This window comes from Streptomyces liliiviolaceus (assembly GCF_018070025.1).
GTDB lineage: Bacteria > Actinomycetota > Actinomycetes > Streptomycetales > Streptomycetaceae > Streptomyces > Streptomyces liliiviolaceus.
In genome coordinates this window covers 4,849,993-4,872,448 of the sequence record NZ_JAGPYQ010000001.1, presented here as the reverse complement: position 1 = coordinate 4,872,448, position 22,456 = coordinate 4,849,993, and the positions used below count along the sequence as shown (strand labels likewise).

The 22,456-nt window shown below is 68.7% G+C and carries 19 protein-coding genes; 14 read left to right on the top strand and 5 right to left on the bottom strand.

Annotated features, from left to right (window positions below; all coding sequences use genetic code 11):
- The first annotated feature begins 34 nt into the window (after positions 1–34).
- Both J8N05_RS21335 and J8N05_RS21330 read left to right on the top strand, forming a co-directional pair.
- The gene (locus J8N05_RS21335) at positions 35–802 is read left to right on the top strand and encodes an SDR family oxidoreductase (protein WP_210884971.1); all 768 of its coding nucleotides are present in this window, start codon (positions 35–37) and stop codon (positions 800–802) included.
- A gap of 162 nt (positions 803–964) precedes the next feature.
- A complete protein-coding gene (locus J8N05_RS21330; protein ID WP_247706384.1) occupies positions 965–3,889 on the top strand; it encodes a helix-turn-helix transcriptional regulator in 2,925 nt (974 codons plus the stop codon).
- Positions 3,890–3,926: 37 nt separating this feature from the next.
- Here the strand turns inward: J8N05_RS21330 and J8N05_RS21325 are convergent, their stop codons facing one another.
- The 3 genes from J8N05_RS21325 to J8N05_RS21315 all read right to left on the bottom strand — a co-directional run bounded on the left by J8N05_RS21325 (position 3,927) and on the right by J8N05_RS21315 (position 7,586).
- Positions 3,927–4,613, bottom strand: a complete 687-nt coding sequence (locus tag J8N05_RS21325; protein ID WP_210884970.1) for a hypothetical protein — start codon at positions 4,611–4,613, stop codon at positions 3,927–3,929.
- Between the two features lie 771 nt (positions 4,614–5,384).
- Positions 5,385–5,843 (bottom strand): DUF6882 domain-containing protein, encoded by a 459-nt coding sequence (locus J8N05_RS21320; protein ID WP_247706383.1) that lies wholly within the window; start codon positions 5,841–5,843, stop codon positions 5,385–5,387.
- A gap of 792 nt (positions 5,844–6,635) precedes the next feature.
- The gene (locus tag J8N05_RS21315; protein WP_210890283.1) at positions 6,636–7,586 is read right to left on the bottom strand and encodes an AraC family transcriptional regulator; all 951 of its coding nucleotides are present in this window, start codon (positions 7,584–7,586) and stop codon (positions 6,636–6,638) included.
- 121 nt (positions 7,587–7,707) lie between these two features.
- Between J8N05_RS21315 and J8N05_RS21310 the strand changes: the two genes are divergently transcribed.
- The 7 genes from J8N05_RS21310 to J8N05_RS21280 all read left to right on the top strand — a co-directional run bounded on the left by J8N05_RS21310 (position 7,708) and on the right by J8N05_RS21280 (position 14,899).
- Positions 7,708–8,460, top strand: coding sequence for an SDR family NAD(P)-dependent oxidoreductase (locus tag J8N05_RS21310; protein WP_210884969.1), 753 nt, complete (start codon positions 7,708–7,710; stop codon positions 8,458–8,460).
- 114 nt (positions 8,461–8,574) lie between these two features.
- On the top strand, positions 8,575–9,345 hold the full coding sequence (locus J8N05_RS21305) for a helix-turn-helix transcriptional regulator (RefSeq protein WP_210884968.1): 771 nt from the start codon (positions 8,575–8,577) through the stop codon (positions 9,343–9,345).
- A gap of 248 nt (positions 9,346–9,593) precedes the next feature.
- The gene (locus tag J8N05_RS21300; protein ID WP_210884966.1) at positions 9,594–10,643 is read left to right on the top strand and encodes an iron-siderophore ABC transporter substrate-binding protein; all 1,050 of its coding nucleotides are present in this window, start codon (positions 9,594–9,596) and stop codon (positions 10,641–10,643) included.
- Complete coding sequence (locus tag J8N05_RS21295; RefSeq protein ID WP_210884964.1) at positions 10,640–11,683, top strand: FecCD family ABC transporter permease; 1,044 nt, start codon at positions 10,640–10,642, stop codon at positions 11,681–11,683. Before J8N05_RS21300 ends, J8N05_RS21295 begins: the two co-directional genes overlap by 4 nt.
- Positions 11,680–12,741: a FecCD family ABC transporter permease gene (locus J8N05_RS21290; RefSeq protein ID WP_210884962.1), complete on the top strand. Its 1,062-nt coding sequence runs from the start codon at positions 11,680–11,682 to the stop codon at positions 12,739–12,741. The genes J8N05_RS21295 and J8N05_RS21290 overlap by 4 nt, the downstream gene beginning before the upstream one ends.
- Positions 12,738–13,604, top strand: coding sequence for an ABC transporter ATP-binding protein (locus tag J8N05_RS21285; RefSeq protein ID WP_210884960.1), 867 nt, complete (start codon positions 12,738–12,740; stop codon positions 13,602–13,604). Before J8N05_RS21290 ends, J8N05_RS21285 begins: the two co-directional genes overlap by 4 nt.
- Entirely contained in the window at positions 13,601–14,899 is a 1,299-nt protein-coding gene (locus tag J8N05_RS21280; protein WP_210884958.1) for an MFS transporter, read from the top strand. The genes J8N05_RS21285 and J8N05_RS21280 overlap by 4 nt, the downstream gene beginning before the upstream one ends.
- A 906-nt stretch (positions 14,900–15,805) precedes the next feature.
- Here the strand turns inward: J8N05_RS21280 and J8N05_RS21275 are convergent.
- On the bottom strand, positions 15,806–17,008 hold the full coding sequence (locus J8N05_RS21275; protein WP_210884956.1) for an MFS transporter: 1,203 nt from the start codon (positions 17,006–17,008) through the stop codon (positions 15,806–15,808).
- A gap of 267 nt (positions 17,009–17,275) precedes the next feature.
- On the opposite strand from J8N05_RS21275, the gene J8N05_RS21270 reads away from it, so the two are divergent.
- Positions 17,276–18,364, top strand: coding sequence for an oxidoreductase (locus J8N05_RS21270; RefSeq protein WP_210884954.1), 1,089 nt, complete (start codon positions 17,276–17,278; stop codon positions 18,362–18,364).
- 40 nt (positions 18,365–18,404) lie between these two features.
- Positions 18,405–19,238: an alpha/beta fold hydrolase gene (locus J8N05_RS21265; RefSeq protein WP_210884952.1), complete on the top strand. Its 834-nt coding sequence runs from the start codon at positions 18,405–18,407 to the stop codon at positions 19,236–19,238.
- Here J8N05_RS21265 and J8N05_RS21260 read toward each other — a convergent pair.
- Positions 19,190–19,564, bottom strand: a complete 375-nt coding sequence (locus J8N05_RS21260) for a MerR family transcriptional regulator (protein WP_210890282.1) — start codon at positions 19,562–19,564, stop codon at positions 19,190–19,192. The two genes, J8N05_RS21265 and J8N05_RS21260, sit on opposite strands and share 49 nt — an antisense overlap.
- Positions 19,565–19,647: 83 nt before the next feature.
- Here J8N05_RS21260 and J8N05_RS21255 point away from each other — a divergent pair, with 83 nt between their 5' ends.
- The 3 genes from J8N05_RS21255 to J8N05_RS21245 all read left to right on the top strand — a co-directional run bounded on the left by J8N05_RS21255 (position 19,648) and on the right by J8N05_RS21245 (position 22,399).
- Positions 19,648–20,214 carry a TetR/AcrR family transcriptional regulator gene (locus J8N05_RS21255; RefSeq protein WP_210884951.1) on the top strand — a complete coding sequence of 189 codons (567 nt, stop codon included), beginning with the start codon at positions 19,648–19,650 and terminating at the stop codon, positions 20,212–20,214.
- A 341-nt stretch (positions 20,215–20,555) separates the two neighbouring features.
- Positions 20,556–20,936: a hypothetical protein gene (locus J8N05_RS21250; protein ID WP_210884949.1), complete on the top strand. Its 381-nt coding sequence runs from the start codon at positions 20,556–20,558 to the stop codon at positions 20,934–20,936.
- Positions 20,937–21,322: 386 nt separating this feature from the next.
- Entirely contained in the window at positions 21,323–22,399 is a 1,077-nt protein-coding gene (locus J8N05_RS21245; RefSeq protein WP_210884947.1) for an NADH:flavin oxidoreductase, read from the top strand.
- The last annotated feature ends 57 nt before the right edge of the window (positions 22,400–22,456 follow it).

Genomic DNA, 22,456 nt, shown 5'->3' with positions numbered 1-22,456 from the left:
GGTCGCTCCACCCCGACGAATCAGGAGTTCCAACATGTCGTCCGTACTCGTCACCGGTGCGTCCAGAGGTATCGGCCGGGCCGTCGCCGTCGAACTCGCAGGGCGCGGCCACCGGGTGGTCGCCACCGCACGCCGCCCGGAACAGCTGGCGGACCTCCCCGTCGACCGACGGCTGCGCCTCGACGTCACGGATCAGCAGAGCGTCGACCAGGCCATGAGCGACGCCGGCGACATCGACGTACTGATCAGCAACGCGGGGGACACCGTGCGCGCGCCCCTGGAGAGCGTGCCGCTCGCGGAGGTCGAGCGGCTCTTCCAGCTCAACACCCTCGGGGCGTTGCGGGTGGTGCAGGGCGTGCTTCCCGCGATGCGGGAAAAGGGAGCGGGCCGTCTCATCTTCGTCTCCAGCATCCAGGGGCGCCTGGTGCTGCCGATGATCGGCCCGTACGGCGCCAGCAAATGGGCACTGGAGGCGCTCGCCGAAACACTCGCCATAGAGACGGGTCACTTCGGCGTCAAGGTGAGTCTCATCCAGCCCGGCGCGGTCTCCTCCGGTGGCGCTGAACGCGCCAAGGCGTACGTGAAGGAGAAGGACCCGTACGCTCCGCTGCTCGACGCACTGGGCGCCCTGCGCGGCGAGTCGGTCACCCCCGAAGACGTGGCCTCCGCGGTGGCCGACACCGTCGAACAGAACGAACCTCCCCTGCGCGTACCGGTCGGCGCGGCTGCCGAGCGCGTCCTGGCGGCCCGCAAGCAGGCTCCGGAGAACGAACCTTTCCTGGCGACTGAGATCAACTGGTAGCAGACGTAGGGGACATGTGTGCCGGACGGCGCGTCGAGCGCGATCGCGCCCAGTGCGTCGAGCCACCAAGCGAGGAAGAGGCCGAGCAAGAAGGTGCCCGCGGCGCAGGTCGTCCAGGGCAGAGCAATCGGGCCTTCGTCCTTACGTAAGATCGTCACGAAAATGTCCCGGACAGTCGCGCGGGACATGGACGGATTGGGTGGCGATGTGACTCCGCTGGTGGGCCGGGCGACAGAGCTGGAACTTCTGGACACGGTCCTCGACCGGACTCTGGGGGAGAACGGCGGTTCGTGCGTCGTGGACCTCGCCGGGCCCGCGGGCATCGGCAAGAGCCGGCTGATGGCCGAGTTCTGCCGACGCGCACAGGCCCGGGGAATGACGGTGTTGCGAGGCAGGGCCACCGAGTACGAACAGCACATCCCGTACCAGCCGTTCAGTGACGCACTCGCCGACCACGACCTGGAGTTGACGGAGCCGGGTGCCGAGGACGCGCGCGGCGACCGGTTCGGTCTGCAGCGGTCCATCGCGAAGCTGTTCGTCCGGATCGCCCGGACCGGCCCCGGGCTCCTCGTGGCGATGGACGATCTGCACTGGGCGGACCCGGCGTCCCTGGAACTCCTCGACCACGTCGTCCGCCATCCCCCGAACGCCCCTGTCATCATCGTCGTGGCCCGCCGCGACCGTCAGACCACCGCCTCCCTGGACGCCGCCCTCACCCGTGGCATCGACCTGGGTACGGTGCTGAGACTGCACCTCGGCCCCCTCGCCGAGCGGGCCTGCGTCGAGGTCCTCGCCCCCCGACTGGCGCCCGCCGTGCGGTCCGCCCGGGCCGCCGAACTGTACGCCGCGAGCGACGGCAACCCGCTGTACTTTCTCGCTCTCCTGCACGCCGGACAAGCAGAGCGGAACGCCGGGCAGGACGTCCCACCGCCCTCCACCGGACTCGGCTCCGTCCTGCTGGACGAACTGACTCCGCTGACCGCGCCACAGCGTCGTACCGCCGAAGCGGTGGCCGTCCTGGGCGACCGTGGCAGCACCTCGCTGCTGGCCGCGGTGACCGCCCGGGACGAGGCCGAAGTCGGCGCCGATCTAGCGGTGCTGACGGACCGTGACCTCCTGCGCTCCGAACCGGGCGGGCGGTGGACCCTGCGCCACCCGGTGCTACGGGCGGTCGTGCACGAGAACACCCACCCCGTGGAGCGCGTACGCATGCACCGCCTCGCCGCGGACGCGCTGACCGCCGCCGGAGCCCCCGCCACCGAACGCGCCCACCACGTCGAGCAGTCACTGACCGGCTGGGACCCACAAGCCGTCGCCGTACTGTCCGAAGCGGCCGAGCGGTTCGCCTCCACCGCACCCGCGAGCAGCGCCCACTGGCTCGGCGTTGCCCTCACCCACCTGCCCGACCAGCCTCAACATGCCCTGCTGCGCCGCGATCTGATGCTGCGACGGGCGCGAGCCCTGGGGGTGTGCGGTGGACTGCGGGAGAGCCGCGACCTCTTGCACGAGGTGATCGCCATGTCACCGCCCGACGAGGAGAGCGCGTCGCACAGCGTGCGGGCGTCCGCGGTGACACTCTGCGCGGTGATGGAACGTCACCTCGGCCGGTACGCGGAGGCGGTCGCCCTGCTGCGCCGCGAACTCGCCCGGACACGGGGCCCGTCCGATGCCGACAGGGTGGAACTCGGCCTGGAACTCGGCTCGTCCGCGCCGCACGCCACCTCCTACCCGCAGATGCGTGCCGACGTCGTCGCGACCCTCGACCTGGCCCGGTCGCTGGGCGACGAGGTCGCCCAGGCCGGTGCCCTCGCGATCGCCGCCCTCGGGGAGACCTACGAAGGCAATATGAGTGCCGCGCGGCAGGCCACCGACCGGGCCGCCGCGCTGGTGGACGCCCTGACCGATCGCGACCTGGCGGGTCTGTGCGAGCCGCTGGCCCGGCTCGGCTGGTCGGAGGCGTTCCTGGAGCGGTATGCCGATGCCGAACGGCACGCCGATCGCGGCCTGGCCATCGCCCGGCGCGGCGGCCAGCTCTACGTCCTGCCGCACCTCCTGCTCTGCAAGTCGTACGTGCATCTGCAGACCCTGCGGCTGGAGACGGCCATGGAGCTCGCGGATGAGGCCGAGACCATCGCCCGAGGCATCGGCAGCGACGAACTGCTGGCCTTCGTCCTGACCAACAAGGCGTATGTCCAGTTGTTCGCGCTCCCACCCGCCGACCAGGCCGCACTCGCGGTGGCCGAGGAAGCCGTCGCGGCAGCGGGCACGCGCACCAACTGGTGGGCGTCCATCGCCTGGTGCGTACTCGCCCAGGCGGCGATCCACGCAGGCGATCCTCAGCGCGCCCGGGACGCGGTGCTGCGCGGCGGAGGCAAGGACCTGAACGGGCTCCACCCGTCCATGCGTCCGCTCATCCTGGAGATCCTCGTCACCTCCGCCGTCCTGACCGGGGACACGGATGCCGCCGTGACCTGGGCCGAGCGGGCACGCAGGGAGGCGGACCAGCTGGACCTGCCGTCACAGCAGGCATCGGCGCTGCGCAGCACCGCCCACTGTCTGTCCGCCGGCGGCGACACGGCAGCGGCCGCCGAGCTGTTGGAGAAGGCTGTGGACAGGACGGCACGCGGGGGAGCGGTGCTGTGGGAAGCGTTCAGCCTGCTGCTCGGCGCACCCCTGGCGGCCGTCGGCGATCCGGACCGCGCCCGAGCCATGTGGACCCGTGCCCGGCAACTCGCCACGACCGGCGGCGCGCGTCAGCTCACGGGCCTGGCGGACATGATCCATCCCCTCGTGTACGCCGAGCCCCCACCTCCGGCCCAGCCCCAATCCTCGGTTCAGCCCCAGCCTTCGGCCGAGCCCCCACTCGCGGCTCTCTCCGCCCGTGAACGCGAGATCGCCTCCCTGGTCGCCGTCGGCCTGACCACCCCGGCCATCGCCGCCCGTCTCTTCCTCAGCCCCCGCACGGTCGAGTCCCACCTCGCTCGCATCTACCGCAAGACCGGAGTCACTTCACGGGCCGCCCTCGCCGTCCTCCAGACCAGATCGGAACTGCGCGACACGACGACCGGGACGGCGGGGCCCACCTGATCTCACCGGCAGCCGGTGCGCACATCACCTCTCCCGGTCAGCAGGACACCACGCTGACCGGCGAGACGTAGATCGCGGACAGCACTCCGTCTTCGTTCACTTCGACCGGGACCGGGGCTGTCGTGTCGGTCAGTTCCAAGTCGGACGGCAGGGATCGCAGCGGAATGTCGTCGCCGAGATAGACCACCGAGACCGAACCCTGGCAGTCGGAGCCCGCCGCCGGCGCGGAATCGGGGACTCTGCCGTTCTGCGGACCGGCCTTGTGGGAAGTGACGTCGATGAGCGTGTACTCGTACTCGAATCGGGCCGCGCTGACGGCGGTCTCCTCTCTCGTCTGCTTGAGGTCGACCCAGTAGCGGGCGAGCTTCACCTTGACCGCCTTGCAGGGTCTCTGGGTCGGGTCCGGGGTGAAGTTCAGTCCGTCGGAGTCCAGTGTCAGTCCCTGGGACTGGTGTGCGCCGCTGCTGTTGGGTAGTTCCTTGAGATATTCGGTGAGCTGCTCGACGTTCATACCCGCCGTCTTCACGCACTTCGTCGACGTGTCCGTCGTCGGGCTCTGCGTCGCAGGGGCCGTGTCGGGAGCGGCCGTGTACTGAGCGAGCTCAGAGGGCGAGGACCGGGCGGCCGGCTTGTCCTTGGCTGGTTCATCGTCCGAACACCCCGAGACGGCGAACAGCGCTGCTGCGGCAGCGGCCGGTACGAGCAACTTCCGTGCACTTCGCATGAGTTACCTTGCCTGCGTAGAGACTGCTGCCGGCCACAGAGTCACACACGCAGCGGACCCGCGCACGCGTCGCAAGGCTCCTTGCAGCGCAATTCCGTAGCCGATTGCGTAGTCCTACGGACACCGACCAGCCTGGCCCGGGCCGTGTGCTCCGGGTGCTCGCGAACTGTGGGGCGAGCCGTGGGCGGCGGTGGACGGTGACCTGGCCCGGAAAGGGTCCGGATCTTGACCTCGGACAGGGATCCGGGCGAGCCCAGTGCAAGGGCCCTGCTTGGTGGCACATTCCCGCTGCGAAGGCGCGAAGGGACCGTGCGCAGCAGCCCGCCCTGGTCGCCCCGCCGAGTTTGACGAGGAGGACACGATCGCGAGGCGGCAGCGCCGCCGCCTTCGATCACCGGCGCGCCGGCCCTCCCCGATCCGCGGCTCGGACCCGTGCAGGGTGCTGGTCCCGGAGAGCCAGGTGTGGGCGCCGGCCACCACCCTGCGTCCAGCTTCGACACATTGCCGAAGGCCTGCTCGTGTCCGGTCCCGGCGGCGGCCGGAGCTTGGAAGACCGTGAACCGCGCTGCCGTGGCTTCGTGCTGATGAGCGCCAGGTTTTGGCCGCATGCGTTGGCGTTGTGCTGCTCGGTGCTCATGCGTCGACGACACCGGACGCGTTTACGGCCTGGAGGCCGAGGAACGTTGAGTTTGCCGTTCAGCGTCCGATGGCCAGCACCAGTTGCCTGGGAATCCGGGCAACCGTCACTGCCGCTCCGCAGCGGGCGCCAGGTCATGAATCATGAAGTGGAGTTGCGTCGTCCATCGACTCCGCCCACAGTCCCTCGGCGTCGAGCACGGAGGCCGCGACCATCCGAGCCTCAGCGACGAGTTCGGGATCGTACTTGAAGCCTGGCCAGGGAAGGACGGGGTAGTCGTTCTCCTCGCCGAACTGCCGCACCCTCTCCATGTCGCCCAGGGCGGTGGGCGGGAGTGATTCGTTCGCCCAGGACCACAGCCAGGTCTGCTGGGCCACGCTGACGCTGCCGATCACTGTGAGCCGGCCTGCGAGGAAAACCTTGCCGTCGCGCGACCATGTGATCTGCGCGTCGTCCATCGACCACGCGTATGGCACGTCTCCGGCCAGACCGAAGCGCTCGACCATGAGTGCCTGACGCGAGCGGGCGCGCTCCCGAGCCGCGAGCACGACCGCCTCCCAGCCGGAGTGGTCATGCTTCGAGCGGTCGACCACGATGTCTCCTCGTGCAGAACTGTCGGCAAGCTCCTGCCACCCCGGACTGTGACCGGGATCGCCGGGCCTGGACTTGCCAGTACCCGGATGGACCACGTGACGATCACCCACGGCTGACAACGGCTAACACCGTGTCCTACATGGTCAGTTTGAGGAGGCATTTGTAGCAGCAGAGGCCGATGAGCGGACGGATGTTGTGGTCGTTCGTCCGGCCGGGAGAGGCGATCGTGAAGGAGTTCTCGGTGGTTCAAGTCCCACCTCTGAGCCGGGGCATGCAGACGTACGGCCGCGTCCCGCAACGCCCGTGCTCGCATCCGTGGGCAGGGGCGCGGCCGTCACCAGCCCGCGAATGCCTGGCGGCTTCTGTCCTTGCTCCCGGACCACTTCGTCGACCGGCGCGAACGCGCTGTTGACCCACCTCCTCAACGCCTCCTCCGCAAGCTGCCGGACCCTGTCCGCCGCGTTGAATCGTTGCCCGGAAGCGCCCGCCGGTGAGAGGGAGGTTCGCGGGGGCAGGGCTTCGTGGGGACAAGCCCCCAGCCAGGCCGCCAGCCTGGCTGCGGGCGCGCCAGTCGCGAGAGTCCGGAAAGCTCTTCACCCCGGCGCGGGCGGACTGGTTCCAGGCGGTCACCGCCCTCTCCCTCCTGGAGGCGGTCACCGACGGACGAAGCTGCCCGAACTGAGTGACGACGATTCGTTGAAGGGGGGTGAGTTGGCCCGGGGATGTCCGTGTACGGCTGGGAGGCTCAGCGCTGAAGGGCGTGTGATCACTGCTGAACGCCGACGCCGTCTTCAGTTCTCGTTCGCGGCCGAGTGTGCTGGCTGCCTCACCTGGTTCCGGAATTGTGCGGGAGACGAGCCGACCACGCGGCGGAATGCCGTGCTGAATGCGCTCTCGGACCGGTAACCCGTGGCCCGTGCGAGTTCGGAGATCGACAGGGTGTCGCGGGTGAGGGCGTCGCGCGCCAGACTCATGCGCCAGTGGATCAGGTACTCCAGTGGCGGGACCCCGACGTGGTTCTTGAAGGCGTGGGCGAACGCGGAACGCGACATGTTACTGATCTGGGCGAGTTCCTTGAGGCTCCAGGAGTGGGCCACGTCCGCGTGCAGGGCGCGCAGGGCGCTACCGATGCCGTCCTCGTTCAGGGCGCCCAGCCAGCCGGTGGGCCGGTCCGTCCGGGCGGCGTGAGCACGCAGCATGTGGACGAGCAGGATCTGCGCAAGGTGGTTCTGCACCAGTGGACCACCGGCTGCGGTGAGGCCGACCTCGGTGGCCAGCAGATCGATCAACTGGGCGAGCCTGCCGCCATGGGGATCGTCCACGCGGACGATCACGAGCGGCGGCAGGAGATCGGTCAGGAGGGCCGCGTTCCTGTCGTCGAAAGTGATGTGCCCGACGCAGAGGTAGAGATCCTCCTCGGATTCCGGGCCGATCCGCACGAACCCGTCCACGGCGCCCGCCAGTACCTGTTTCGCAGGACGTGGGCTTGCGTTGAGCGTGCCGGCCAGAACGTAGGGAGGCGGGTTACCCATCATGAAGGTGTCGCCCTCATGCAGGAGCACAGGTTCGTGCCCTTCGAGGATCAGCCAGCACGTGCCGCGCACGAGGCCCCCGATCCGCACATGCAGGAACGTGTCGAAGCGCAACGCCCACTTCCCTGCGGCTCGGAGGCTGGGCCCGATCACCGTGCGGGGCCGGAGCAGGCCGATCGCGTCAGCCACGGGGTCCCGGAAGCCGAGCATCAGTGACACCTCCTGGACGATGCGTAAAGGATTCTGGACTTCGCATTATGGATGATGTTGCCGCTGTCCCCCAGGGTGGAGGTGAAACGGATCGCATCGAGAGCATTACGGAGACGCCCACATGGGACAGCTGGAAGGCAAGACGGCAGTCGTCACCGGAGGCAGCACCGGTATCGGTCTGGCCACCGCCGTACGACTGGCGGACGAGGGTGCGTACGTCTTCGTCACCGGGCGACGGGAGACCGAGCTGGAAGCCGCCGTCAAGGCCATCGGAACGGACCGGGCCACCGCGGTCGTCGGGGACATCGGAAAGCCGGAGGACCTGGACCGGCTCTACGACACGGTCCGGGCGCGAGGACGGAATCTGGACGTGCTCGTGGCGAACGCGGCGATCGGCTCGTTCATGACGCTGGAACAGACCACCGAGGAGCACTTCGACGAGATCTTCGCGGTCAATACCCGAGGCACGCTGTTCACCGTGCAGAAGGCGTTGCCACTGCTCAACGACGGAGCCTCGATCGTCCTGGTCGGATCGACGGCCGCTGATCGCGGGATGGAGGCGTTCGGCGCCTACGCGGCGTCGAAGGCGGCCGTCCGGTCCTTCGCGCGGACGTGGTCCGTCGAACTCAAGGGCCGCGGCATTCGGGTCAACGTGGTCTCCCCGGCATGGATCGAGACTCCCGGCGGCACCGCCGCATTCGGCGACGACCAAGCCTTCCAGGCCATCAGGGAGCATGTCGCCACGACCGTGCCCAAGGGCCGCATGGGTACGTCGCAGGAGGCCGCCGCGGTCGTGGCCTTCCTGGCCTCGGAACAGAGCAGCTACGTCGTCGGCGCAAACCTCTACGTCGACGGTGGCACGAACCAGATCTGAGGCGCCACGTCGGGGCGAGGTGGATTTCGGCAGAGTATGTGCCGCAGCCGGGCGGTGCCGGTTCCCGGTGGTACTGCTTCCGCGTGCTGGATCGGTGCCGGTTAGCCTCATGGGATGCGCGTCACCAGAGAGCTGCCCACGCTCGCCGCGGGCGAGGTGGACGTGCCGTTCGTGATCCAGGGCTACGAGGAGATCGTCACCGCCGACATGGCGTGGAACGAACACTCGCACTCCTGGCACGAACTCCTCTGGAACGAGCGCGGGGCATCCACGGCAGTGGTGGGTTCCCAGGTGTGGTGCATCACGCCGACCCTGGGGCTGTGGATGCCGGCCGGGCAGCTGCATTCCGCGTCCGCGACCGCGGGCACCTCCTACCGCGCCCACTTCTTCCGTCACGGAACGCTGTCGGCGCTGGCCGACGAGCCCGTGGCCGTGGAGATCACGCCACTGCTCCGCCTCCTGCTGGAGAGGCTGGGGGAGGCGGACCTGTCACCGCGGTCCCGGTCCGTGACCGAGGCGATGGTCCTCGACGTACTGCGGCCGTCACCCCGCGCGCTGCTGGTCCAGCTGCCGACCTCCGCGCTGCTGCGACCGATCGTGGACGCGGTCCGGGCGGATCCCTCCAACCAGCGGACGCTGACCGGCTGGGCCGCCGCCCTGGGATGCAGCGCGCGCACGCTGACCCGCGCGTTCAGGGCGGAGACAGGCACGAGTTTCGCTCGATGGGTGGCCTCGGTCCGGGCCCAGCACGCCGTGCGGCTGCTGTCCCTCGGGTTCGAGGTCGACGTGGTCGCCGACGCGGTGGGCTACCGCTCGGCGAGCGCGTTCGGGGTGGCCTTTCGGCGTACGACGGGAATGACTCCGGGTCGTTTCCGGGCGCACTGACGCAGGCCGGAGAGGCGGCCCGGCTCACGGCAGCGACAGCCTCGTACAGGGCCGGTGCATGTCCCGATCGCAACAAGGGCTGTCGAAAAAGCTCGATTGATTCGCACTCTCCGAATCCATACGCTCATCAGGTAAGCCTTACCTAAGTTTCTGGTGTGTTCGTGGCGCCCCGCTCCAAGGCCCCCGGACCGCGGGCCCTCGTGTACGAGCCCGCCCGGAACTCCTGATGGAAAGTGGAACAAGGGTCGATGAGAAGCCCACGCCTTCGCGCGCTCGCCCTCGCGGCGACACTCCTGCTCGGACTCACCGCCTGCGGCGGCCAGTCCGACGACACGGACGACAACGGCGCCTCGGACGCCGGCGCGAAAAGCTCCGGCCAGTTCCCCGTGAAGATCAAGCACGCGCTCGGCACCACCACCATCCCCGCCAAGCCGAAGCGCGTCGCCACCGTGAACTGGGCGAACGACGAAGTGCCGTTGGCCCTCGGTGTCGTTCCCGTGGGTATGGCCAAGGCCAACTTCGGCGACGACGACGACAACGGGGTGCTGCCTTGGACCGAGGCGCGCCTCAAGGAACTCGGCGCCAAGACACCGGTCCTGTTCGACGAGACCGACGGCATCGACTTCGAGGCCGTCGCGGACACCGAGCCGGACGTCATCCTCGCCTCGTACTCCGGGCTGACAAAGCAGGACTACGAGACCCTCAGCCAGATCGCCCCCGTGGTGGCCTACCCCGAGGCCGCCTGGGCGACCCCGTGGCGCGACATCATCCGTCTCAACAGCAAGGCCATCGGACTGGCCGACGAGGGCGACGACCTGATCGGCGACCTTGAGGGGCAGATCGACAAGACCGTCGCCAAGTACCCCCAGCTGAAGGGGAAGTCGGCGATGTTCATGACCCACGTGTCGTCCAAGGACGTCAGTGAGGTCGGCTACTACACGACCTACGACACCCGCACGCAGTTCTTCACCGACCTCGGCATGAAGATCCCGGCCAGCGTCTCCGGGCCGTCCAAGTCGACGAAGAAGTTCGTGCTCACCAAGAGCGCCGAGCGCATCGACGACTTCAACGACGTCGACATCATCACCGGCTACGGAGACGACAAGGGCGAGCTGCTGAAGGCGCTCAAGCAGGACCCGCTCACGTCGAAGCTGGCCGCGGTCGGACGGGACTCCATCTATCTGCTGCCCGGCAGCACCCCGCTGGCCACCGCCGCGAACCCGACCCCGCTCTCCATCCCGTACGTCCTGGACGACTACGTGGCAGCACTCGCCAAGGCCGCGGACAAGGCCGCGTGAGCGTCACCGACATCCCGCGTGCGCCGGACGCCGTCCCGCTACGGCGTTCGGCGCGTGTGCGCGTCAGTTCGCTCCTCGCCGTCACCGCGGTCCTGATCGCCGTCATGACCGCCTCCCTCGCCTTCGGTTCCCGCGATGTCGCCTGGTCCGACGTGTGGTCGGCGCTCGGCGGGGCGGACCACACCCTGGAACAGGCCGCGGTCGCCAAACGCATTCCGCGTACCCTCCTCGCCGTCGTCGTCGGCGCCGCCCTCGGCCTCGCCGGCGCGGTGATGCAGGGGGTGACCCGCAACCCGCTGGCCGACCCCGGCATCCTCGGCGTCAACATGGGCGCCTCCCTCGCCGTGGTCACCGCCATCGCCTCCTTCGGCCTTGCCTCGGCGTCCGGCTACATCTGGGTGGCGATGCTCGGCGCCGCCCTGACCGCCGCCTTCGTCTACGGCGTCGGCTCACTGGGACGGGGCGGCGCCACCCCGCTGAAGCTGGCCCTCGCCGGCGCCGCCATCTCGGCCGCGCTGGCCTCCCTGGTCAGTGCCGTCGTCCTGCCGCGCAACGACATCGCCGACACCTTCAGGCTGTGGCAGATCGGCGGAGTCGGAGGTGCCTCGTACGAGCAGCTCGGCAGCGTCCTGCCGTTCCTCGCCGTGGGGTTCGTGCTCTCCCTGGCCTCCGCCCGTGCCCTCAACTCGCTGGCCCTCGGCGACGACCTGGCCGCCGGGCTCGGTGAGCGCGTCGCCCTCGTCCGGGCCACCGCCGCACTCGGGGCGGTCGTCCTGTGCGGCGCCTCCACCGCCGTCGCCGGACCGATCGGCTTCGTCGGACTCGTCGTACCGCACGCCTGCCGCCTGCTGGTCGGCGTGGACCACCGCTGGCTGCTGCCGTTCTCCGCGCTGAGCGGCGCCGTCCTGCTGACGGCCGCGGACGTGGTGGGCCGGGTCGTGGCACGGCCGTCCGAGATCGACGTGGGAATCGTGACCGCGCTGGTCGGTGCCCCCTTCTTCATCCACATCGTCCGCCGACAGAAGGTCAGATCCCTGTGACTGCCCCCGCCGTCCCTGGCCAGTCCGTGGCGCGGACCGTCACCCGGGTCGCCCGTACCCGGGTCGGCCGCGCCCGACGTAGGCGGCTGCTCGTCCTCGTGCTGCTGGTCCTCGTCGCCGCCGCGTTCGCCACGACCCTCATGGCCGGGCACACCTACTATCCGGCCCGCGACGTACTGCGCGTGATCATGGGGGAGCAGGTGCCGGGCGCCTCCTTCACCGTCGGTACGCTGCGCCTGCCGCGCGCGGTACTCGCCCTGACCGCCGGATTCAGCTTCGGCATCGCCGGCGTCACCTTCCAGACGATGCTCCGCAACCCGCTCGCCAGCCCCGACATCATCGGCATCAGCGCGGGCGCGAGCGCCGCCGCGGCCATCGCCATCGTGGTCCTCTCACTGAGCGAGACCGAGGTCTCGGTCCTCGCCATCGCCGCCGCGCTCGGGGTGGCACTGCTCGTCTACACCCTCGCGTTCCGGGACGGGGTCGCCGGCACCCGGCTCATCCTGATCGGCATCGGTATCTCCGCCCTCCTCGACAGCGTCACCTCGTACGTCCTGTCGCAGGCGGCCGAATGGGACCTCCAGGAGGCGATGCGCTGGCTCACTGGCAGTCTCAACGGCACCTCCTGGCAGGAGACCGTGCCCGCCGTCCTCGCCGTGCTCGTGCTCAGTCCGGTGCTGCTCTCCCAGGGCCGCAACCTGAACGCACTGAGCCTCGGCGACGACACGGCGTCCGCACTCGGCGTCCGCGTCGAACGCACCCGCGTCATCGTGATCGTCGCGGCCGTCGGGCTCATCGCCTTCGCGACGGCCGCTGCCGGGCCCATCGCCTTCGTCGCCTTCCTCTCCGGTCCGATCGCCGCCCGGCTGGTCGGCAACAGCGGATCGCTGCTGATACCCGCGGGCCTGGTCGGCTCCCTGCTCGTCCTGGTCGCCGACTTCACCGGCCAGTACGCCTTCGACATCCGCTACCCCGTCGGCGTCGTCACCGGCGTCCTCGGTGCCCCCTACCTCGTCTACCTGATCGTCCGCACCAACCGGGCCGGAGGCTCACTGTGACCGCGTCCCACACCCTGTCCACCGAGAACCTCACACTCGGCTACGGCGACCGTGCCGTCATCGAGGGACTGGACCTGACCCTCGCGGCCGGCCGGATCACGGTGATCGTCGGCGCCAACGCCTGCGGCAAGTCGACCCTGCTGCGCTCGATGTCCCGGCTGCTCACCCCGCGTACCGGGCGGGTCGTCCTGGACGGCAGGGAGATCCACCGCACCCCCGCCAAGGAACTCGCCCGCACGATGGGCCTGCTGCCGCAGGCGCCGGTCACCCCCGAGGGCATCACGGTGCTCGACCTGGTCGGACGGGGCCGCCACCCGCACCAGCGCGCGTTCTCCCGCTGGACGGCCAAGGACGACGAGGCGGTGGCCGTCGCGCTGGAAGCCACGAGGACCACCGAACTGGTGGACCGGTCGGTCGACGAACTCTCCGGCGGCCAGCGCCAGCGCGTGTGGATCGCCATGGCGCTCGCCCAGCAGACCGACCTCCTGCTGCTCGACGAGCCCACCACGTTCCTCGACATCAGCCACCAGATCGAGGTACTCGACCTGCTGACCGACCTGAACCGGACCCGCGGCACCACGATCGTCATGGTCCTGCACGACCTCAACCTGGCCGCGCGCTACGCCGACCGCCTCGTCGCCCTGGCATCCGGCGCGCTGCACGCCGCCGGGACCCCCGAAGAAGTGATGACCGAGGACACCGTCCAGGCCGTGTACGGCATGGAGAGCCGCGTCATCGAGGACCCGCTCTCCGGCAAACCCCTCGTCCTGCCCATCGGGCGTCACCACTCGAAGGCCGACGGAATCGGTGCCGGACACCGGGCGGAGCCGCCCGTGAACGCGCGGAAGGCAGCCGACCGGTGACATCGAGACTCACCGCACTGCTGCCCGACCTCTCGCCCTGGCGCACCTCCCGGGACTTCCGCCTCCTGTGGGTGCAGGGCCTGGTCACCTACCTGGGCAGCGTGATGGCGCTGATCGCGCTGCCGCTCCAGATCAAGGACCTGACCGGATCACCGCTGGCCGTGGGCGCGATGGGCGCCGTCGAACTCGTACCCCTCGTCGTGTTCGGACTGTACGGCGGCGCCCTCGCCGACGCGGTGGACCGGCGCAAGGTCATCCTGCTGACCGAAGCGGGCCTGGGACTGCTCGCGGTCGTCCTGCTGGTGAACGCGATGCTGCCCAGCCCCATGCTGTGGCCCCTGTACGTGGTCGCCGCGGGAGTGGCCGCACTCGCCGGTCTCCAACGGCCCGCCATGGACTCGCTGCTGGCCCGCATCGTCCCGCACGACCAGCTCGCCGCCGCGGCCGCACTGAACGCCCTGCGCTGGCAGATCGGGGCCATCGCCGGCCCCGCGGCGGCCGGGCTGGTGGTGGCGTACGCGGGCAACGTTCCCGCCTACGCCACCACCGTGGCCGGCTTCGCCGCGTCGGTCCTGATGTGCCGTCGCCTCTCGGCCGTGCCGCCCGTGGAGCACGCGGCCAGGCCCTCCTGGCGCGGCATCCTCGAAGGAGCCCGGTACGCCTGGTCGAGGCCGGTCCTGCTCGGCACGTACGCCATCGACCTCGCCGCGATGTTCTTCGCCTTCCCGAACACGATCTTCCCCTTTCTCGCCGACGAACTCGACGCCGAATGGTCGCTCGGCCTGATGTACGCGGCAGGCTCTGTCGGCTCACTGTTCGTCAGCCTGACCAGCGGCTGGGTGTCCCGTACCCGGCGCCACGGCCTGCTGGTGGTGTTCGGTGCCGCAGGGTGGGGCGTGGCTGTCGCGGCGGCCGGCTGGACCTCGAACATCTGGCTGGTGCTGGTGTGCCTCGGCCTGGCGGGAGCGGGGGACATGCTGAGCGGTCTGGGCCGCTCGACCATCTGGAACCAGACCATTCCCGACCGGATCCGCGGCAGGCTCGCCGGCATCGAGGTCCTCTCCTACAGTGTCGGCCCCCAGCTCGGTCAGGTCCGCGCCGGAGCGATGGCCGGCTGGACCGGCGCCCGCCCGGCGATCTGGACCGGCGGGCTCGCCTGTGTCGCCACGGTGGGGGTGCTGGCGGCCGTGCTGCCCAAGCTCCTCAGCTATGACGCCCGCACCGACGAGGACGCCCTCCGCCGCGCCGGCGAGGTCACCGACCTGCGCAAGCGGGGCGTGACTGCCGCGGAGTGACACGACCGCGGAGTCACACACCGGTGAGTGACGAACCGTCAGTGACAAACTGTCAGTGACAAACTGTGAGTGGTGAACCACCAGTGGCGAATCTCCGTCGCCCGGCTGTCGCCGCGGCGCGCTGATCGCCCACCGCGCGCCCCCGACCGCGGAGCGGCCTTGACCGGCCTGCTCTTCTGCCCACGGGGGATCAGCCCCGTGAACGGGGTTGCCCAGGAGGGCTCGGAGGCCGTGATCCCACCAGCCACAGCGAGATCGCCCCGAAGGCCGACGCCGTGCAACGACGACCACCATGGGATCTGTCGCACGACCGGGTGACATTCTCGACCCGCCCCACGTCCTGGGTTCCAGTTCTGGTGGCCGGCTGACAGCCCTTCACGGAAGGCTGGCAGTCATTCGTCATCCCAATCCTCCGGAGCTCCGGGCGCGTGCCGTCGCGTTGGTCCGCGTCGGCACGCGGGCCAGGCAGACCGCGGTCGAACTCGGCATGGTCGGCCAACGATCCCGGGTCGGAAAGGCTCGGAAGACCAGGACCCGGGTCCGGTGTCGCCGCCAGGACAGGCGACGGCAGTCAGCCGTTAGAGTGCTCGGCAGCGAGCTGCCGCCAGTGTTTGACCCAGCCCGCCTTGCGGTTGTCCGACGAACTGGTGGACCAGCTTCCAACTGTGTACCAGCTCCAGGCGAAGCGACTTCGGCAGTTTGTCGTGCTCGTTGCTACATCCCGCCAGACACGGGGGTGGAGAAGCCGAAGCGCGTCCTCGGCCCTAGAGCCTCCACCGATTCCCGGAGCGGTTCAGTTCTTCTTGCCCGAGTCTCCTTGGGAGGCCGGTCAGGTCAATGACCGGCGGCTTGAACTACTGCGCGAGCAGTCGGCGACGGCTCCGGGAGTGCCGGTTCGGCGGGCCGTCAACTCCGTGCACGGGGCCCGGGGAATGCGTGAGTGCGCGCGAGGATCACGACGATCACTGTGAAGACGACGAGGACCGCAACCGCGATCATGAGCGACGCGGATCCGAGGCCGGCCAGGAGGATGCCGCCGATCAGGCCGCCGAGTCCGATGCCGCCGTTCCACATCGTGACCATCAACGGCTGCGCGGCGTCAGCGTGTTCGCGCGATGCTGTCATCAGTGCGCCCTGGAACAGGGTCGCGGCCCCGCCGAACGCGAGTCCCCAAGCGGTCACCGCGACATGGTCCACGACCACGTTCCCGGACCAGAGGGCCAGCGCCACCGCCGCTGCGGCGAAGAACACCGTGCTGAGGATGACAAGGCGCCGGTGGTGCCGGTCGACGAACACGCCGGTGAGCCAGATGCTCAGGATCGAGGCGATACCGAAGGTGAGCAGGATCCACTGCACCTGGTCCGCGAGCCCGACTCCCGCCAGCACGGGCGCGATGTATGTGTAGAGGATGGTGTGAGCGAGCACGTACACGCCCGTGACGGCCAGGATGGTGCGAAGGCCTCCGATGCGCAGGAGGCGGCGCAGGGGCAACCGCTCGGCGGCCTCCTGGCCGGGGACGTTCGGCAGCTTCCACATCGCCCAGACGATGAGCAGCCCGCTCAGCACCGACATGAGGCCGAAGGTCACCTGCCAGCCCACCATCTGACCGAGGAACGCCCCGATGGGAACACCCAGGGCGAGCGCGACGGGCGTACCGGCGAAAGCGAAGGCCATGGCCCTGCCCTTCAACGCCTCCGGAGCTATGCGCTGCGCATAGCCGCCGAGGATGCTCCACGTGACACCGGACGCCGCGCCCGCGACGAACCGCGCCACCATCGTGACCGTGTAGTCGACGGAGATCGCCGTGCCGAGGTTGGCGACGAGGAATCCGATGAGCGCGACGACGAGAAGGTGACGTCTGGGCCAGTTCGTCGTGGCGACCGCCACGGGGATCGCCGTGAGCATCGTGGCGACGGCGTAGATGGTCACCGTCTGCCCGGCCATCGATTCGGAAACACCGAGTGCACGGCTCATCTCGGGGAGCACCCCCGCGGGCAGCGCCTCGGTGAGCGTGGTGATGAAACCTGCTGTGAAGAGCGCGACGAGAGCCGCGACGGGTAGGCGGTCCTCTCTCTGCGCATGCGGGATCGCGTCCTGAACCTTGGTCATTTCTTCTTCCTCCCGGCATGCCGGAGCCAAAGCTCGACGGCCTGCAACGTGTCTGCGTGCACCGCGTTTGCGGGACGTGGAGGATCCTGCAACTTTGACATCAATGTGAAGGCAAACAGGGCAGTCGGCGGCTCTTCGGAAGGGTGGGCGGCTTGCCTTCTCATTGATGTGAAGGTGTGAACGTGGGTCACGCGCCGCCGGTCCGGGTGAACGACGAGCCGGCCGCACCCGTCCGCTGAATGACCGCTCTTGAACTGGAGACTGTCCGTGACCGTTTCAGACCTCTTCGAGCCCCTCCCTCTTCTGCACGGCCCTGCGATGCGAAACCGGTTCATGATGGCGCCGCTGACAAGTCAGCAGAGCGAGCCGGGCGGTTTCCTGTCCGAGTTCGACAAGGACTGGATGCGCCAGCTGGCCCGAGGCGGCTACGGGCTGGTCCAGACGGGCGCGACGATCGTAGAAGCCGGTGGGATCGCGTGCGCTCGACAGCCGGGCATCTTCAGCGATGAGCACCTGCCCGGGCTGACGGAGGTGGCCGCTTCGATCCGCGGGAACGGTGGCTTGTCCGCCGTCCAGCTCCACCACGCGGGTCACCGCGCGAACCCGCGCTTCGGCGGTGTGCCGTCGCCCGCCTCCGGCAAGACGATCCCCGACGTCTCGGCGCTGTCGACGGCAGAGGTGGAGCGCATCCGGGACAGTTTCGTCGTAGGCGCCAAGCGAGCCGAGGCGGCCGGGTTCGACGGAGTCGCGGTACACGGCGCCTTCGGTTGGATCCTGTCGGAATTCATGTCCCCGGTGCTGAACGACCGGACCGACAGGTACGGCGGCAGTCTTGGGAATCGCGCACGTTTCACGATCGAGGTGATCGAGGGGATCCGCCGGGAATGCGGACCCGACTTCCAGATCGGATGGCGTCTGTCGATAGAATGGTACGGCCTGCGCCTCGGAGAACTTCGGGAGATGACCGCGGAGATCCTCGACCGAGAGCTGATCGACTACCTGGATCTGGCCCTGTGGGACTACGACCAGATCGTCCAGGAGGGTGCGTTCCGCGGGCGCACGATGCTCAGCGTCTTCGCCGATCTGCCGCGCAAGGGCGTCCGGTTGGGCGCGGCGGGCCGGATCAGGAGCGCCGAGCGTGCCGCGCGACTGCTGGACGAGGGATGCGACTTCGTACTGATCGGCCGGGCCGGCATCCTGGAGCGGAACTGCCCCGTTTTGGTGGAGTCGGACTTCTCCCACCGGAGCCCGGCTCTTCCCGTGCCCGCGGACTTCCTGCGGAGAGGCGGAATGAGCGAGCGCTTCATCGACCATCTGCGCGGCTGGGGAGACTTCGTACGGCCCGGCAGCCTCTAGGAGGGGGACTGACCGGATCAGGCTGGAAGGATGCGAAGCGATGGAACTGGACTGGCACGGAGAGACACTTCACTACACCGACGAGGGCGTCGCAGGCGACGCGATCCTGTTCCTCCACGGTCTCGGCGGCAACGCGAACAACTGGCTGCATCAGCGCCGGGCCTTCGCACGGCATCATCGCGTGATCACCCTGGACCTGCCCGGTCACGGGCGATCCACGGGAACGAAAGTCCCGTTCGGGCACTACGCGAACGCCGCTCACGCGGTGCTCGACCATCTGCGAGTGGACCAGGTCTCAGTCGTGGGACTGGCGATGGGGGCCAGGGTCGGCATCATGCTCGCGGCACGCTCACCGCATCGTGTCAGGCGTCTGACGATCGTGAACGGGTACCTGGAGCTCCCGCCGCACGAGCGCCGGCAACGCGCCGAACTCTACGACCTGCTCCTGCGCCCGGGTGGCGCCCGCACATGGGCGGAGCTGCTGCTCGACGGCATGGGCGTGCACGGACACGCCGGCATAACGAGAGGTTTTCTGAAGTCGGCCGACCGCATCGATCCCGCACACGTGAACGCCGTCTTCCATCAGGTCGACCAGTCCGATCAGCTGGAGGAGTTCCGTGCGTTGACCGTTCCCGTGCAGCTGATCGTGGGGGAGCGGGACCACCTCGTCCCGTCGTCGTCCACCGATCAACTGGCCTCGCTCACCGGTGAGGTGACGATCAGTCGTCTCTCCGGCAGTGGACACCTGCCCTATCTGGAGGAGCCGGCGACGTTCAACCGTGTGCTCGGTGAGTTCGTGCACGGTAAGGATGGGTTCGTGCACGGTCAGGCGGCATCGGCGGACGACTCACCCCCGGACACAGCGCTCAGATAGTCGTCCAGAGCGTTCAGGTTCCGTGTCAGGAGGGTGACGCGCTCGCGCAGCCGGTCTCGTTCCGCTGCGATCCGGCGAACGAAATCGGGGTCGTCGTACTGCGAGCACGCGGCAGCGGCCAAGCACGGGAGGACCTCACGGATGATCTCGGTGGTGAGACCCGCCCCCAGCAGACCGCGGATGTGCTCGACCCTCTCCACGGCCGTCTCTTCGTAGCACCGGTAGCCGTTCTCCTCACGACGCGGGGCGAGGAGACCCTGTTCCTCGTAGTAACGCAGAAGACGGGTGGACACACCGACCCGCTCCGAAAGCTCCTTGATCCTCATCATCGCCCCTGCGGTTGAACGTCACACGTCGGCCGGCGTCGGCCTCGCCTTCAACATTACCGAAAGTTCGGTAACATTGAGGAATGGCGCGTCCCCCCTCCATCGGCGAGGCTCAACTACTCGACCTGCTCATGCCTGTCTTCCGGGAGAAGGGCTTCGAAGGAGCCCTGATCGGCGACCTCTCGGCGGCCTCGGGCCTGCAGCGGGCGAGCCTTTACCACCGGTTCCCCGCCGGGAAGGAAGGGATCGCGGAGGCGGTCCTCACCGCCGTGGGTGAGCGTTTCCTGTGGATCCTGGAACCGCTGCGGACGGAGTCCGACGTCTCGCAGGGGATGGACGAGACCGCTCGCCGGCTGAGTGACTTCTACGGGGCGGGGGCGTTGTCGTGCGTCCTCGACACGATGACGCTGGCGGGCGCTCCGGCGAAGGTGCGCGAACACGCCCGCTCGCTCGCCGTGACGTGGATCGAGGCGATGGCCGAAGCCGCGCAGCGCGCGGGTCGAGGCCCCGATGACGCGCAGCGCGTCGCGAAAGACGTGTTCCTGCGGATCGAGGGGGCCTTGGTGCTTGCCCGGGTGTTGGGTGACACGGAGCCCTTCACGGAAGCCGTGGCCCTTTTGCCGACCCTTCTGACGCCCGAGCGGGTCTAGGTCCTGTCCGGGCAGGGCTGGAAGTCAAGCGCCGCTGTTAGCGGGATTCCGGCACTGGCCGTTCTCCCGTAACCCCTCGGCAGCTGCCGCACGGTGGCTGTCCACCCACTGGCTGCCCATGCGTTGATCGGCCCTGCGCTGCTGTCGATGAGCGGCCTCCGAGTCGTGCACGGCCGACCCTGCGGACGCTGGCCGCACTCCACCGAACGCGCCGCAAGGGCTGAGCCCAGGAACGCGACCCATGCCTTCGAGAGTGTGGCGCAGGTCACTTTTGGAAAGTTACCGAACGTACGGTAAAAATGAAATCGTCCACCTCGTACGACTCTTGAGGAGCATGTGCAATGAGCAGCAAGACCGCAGTCGTGGTTCTGTCCGACCCGTCGACAGGTACTGACGAAGCGCTGGGGCGGGTCTTCGACGCCCTCGCCACTGCCTGGGAGTTCGCGCAGGACGGCGAGGCCCTGGTGCTGTTCCAGGGGACCGGCACGCGCTGGCCGGCCGTGCTGGCCGACTCGGATCACCCCGCCCACGAGCTCTACACGGCGGTGAAGAAGCAGGTCGCCACGGTGGCCTCCTCGGGCTGCACGACCGTCTTCGGCGCGGAGAAGGGCATCGAGGGCGAGGGGATCAAGCAGATCGGCCAGAACCAGGCGCCCGGCACCCCGGGGGTCGCGAGCATCCGGGAACTGGTGGAGTCCGGCTACCGGATCCTGACCTTCTGATGCCGCGGCGCCTTCCGCCGCTCATGGAGCGCGGCAGGGCGCTGTGAACCCCCGGGAACAGCCGGAGTGGCCGGAGTAGCCGGAACAGGGAAAGGGCTGCGGCCGATCGCCTCACCCGGCCCATGCGGGGGAAGGGCGCGCTCCCTTGCTATCGGTGGCCGTCCCGCACGCTGCGGGACGGCCACCCGAACGGTTCCCTCAGCCCCTCGGTCTCTCAGTCCCTTGGGCAAGGCCCCGCGAAGGTACCGGCGACGCGAGACGAGGCGACCGGATGCCAGCTCCGCGCGGCGGCCGCCCATGACGCCCTCTATGTCGCATGACGTTGGGCGCGTCGTAGTACATCCCTCCGGCCTGTGCCCTCGCACCCACGACCACCTGGAGTCTTGATGTCAGTCCCAGATCTGTTCAATCCACTCACCCTTTCGCACGGCCCTGCCATGCGAAATCGGTTCATGCTGGCGCCGCTCACCAATCAGCAGAGTGAACATGACGGTTCCGCGTCCGCAATCGATCAGGAGTGGATCAGGCAACTCGCGCAAGGCGATTACGCCTTGATCCAGACCGCTGCCGCCACCGTCGAACCCGGCGCAAAGGCATTCGTGCGCCAGCTCGGAATCCACAGTGATGAGCATCTTCCCGGCCTGGCCGAAATGGCCACTTCGGTCCGGGAGGGAGGGGCTCTGTCGGCAGTGCAGTTGCACCACGCCGGCCATCGCGCCCGCCCGGAACTGGGAGGCGTTCCGGCTCCGGCTTCCAGCAACACGGTGCCGGGTGTCAAAGCACTCGCAACGGAACAGGTCGAGGGCATCCGCGACAGCTTCGTCGCGGCCGCGGTCAGAGCGGAGAAGGCAGGATTCGACGGCGTCTCCGTGCACGGCGCGTTCGGATGGATCCTGTCAGAGTTCATGTCCCCCCTGCTCAACGACCGTACGGACAAATATGGCGGAAATACTGAGAATCGAGCACGCCTCACCATCGAGGTGATCGAAGGGATTCGCAAGGCGTGCGGTCCCGAATTCCAGATCGGCTGGCGTCTGTCGGTCGAGCGTTACGGGCTGCGTCTGGCGGAACTGCGCGAGATCGTCACCGAGATCCTTGATCAGGAATTGATCGATTACCTCGATCTGGCCCTGTGGGACTCCGCGCAGATCGTGCAGGAGGGGGAGTTCCGCGGAAAGACGATGCTCAGCGTCTTCACGGACCTTCCCCGAAAGGGTGTGCGCGTGGGGGCCGCGGGAAAGGTCAGGAGCGCCCGGCGTGCTGGGCAGTTGCTGGACGAGGGCTGTGACTTCGTACTGATCGGCCGGGCCGGCATTCTCCAGCGGGACTTCCCCCGACAGGTGAAGGCTGACCCGCTGTACGAGAGTCCGGAACTTCCCGTGACGGCGCAGTACTTGCGGGAGGGAGGACTGAGCGAGCGCTTCATCAACTACGTGAAGGGATGGCAGACCCTGATCTACTGAACCGGCACCGTTCCAGCACTCATCGCACAGGAAATCACCCGACCCAGGATTGTGGAC